The sequence below is a fragment of the Xanthomonas cissicola genome (genome assembly GCF_008801575.1).
Lineage (GTDB): Bacteria > Pseudomonadota > Gammaproteobacteria > Xanthomonadales > Xanthomonadaceae > Xanthomonas > Xanthomonas cissicola.
The window spans coordinates 1-471 of sequence record NZ_VZPL01000242.1; the positions used below are offsets into that span (position 1 = coordinate 1).

1 pseudogene is annotated in these 471 nt (G+C 62.6%); it reads left to right on the top strand.

What is annotated here, in order from left to right:
* Positions 1–471, top strand: a pseudogene (locus tag F7R02_RS25865) (IS3 family transposase); the annotation flags it as partial.

A 471-nucleotide genomic window follows, 5' to 3' on the forward strand; every position in this document is an offset into this window, starting at 1 on the left:
GCCCGATGCCAAACGGCTCAAGGACCTTGAGGCCGAGAACACGCGATTGAAGAAGTTGCTGGCCGAGCAGGTGTTCGAGAACGACCTGATCAAGGATGCGTTGCGAAAAAAGTGGTGAGCGCACCGGCGCGTCGTGCGCTGGTGCGCGAGTGGATCGGATGCGGTGCCAGCGAGCGCCGCGCCTTGGCAGCGATCGGCATGAGCGCCAGTGCGCTGCGCTATTGCCCGCGCCAAGATCGCAATGGCGAACTGCGCGAGCGCATTGTTGCGCTGGCGCATCGCCATCGTCGCTATGGCGTGGGGATGATCTATCTCAAACTGCGACAGGAAGGGCGCATCGTGAACTACAAACGCGTGGAGCGGTTGTACCGCGAGCAGCAGCTACAGGTCCGACGGCGCAAACGCAAAAAAGTGCCAATAGGCGAGCGTCAGCCGCTGCTGCGGCCATCGCAGGCCAACCAGGTGTGGTCG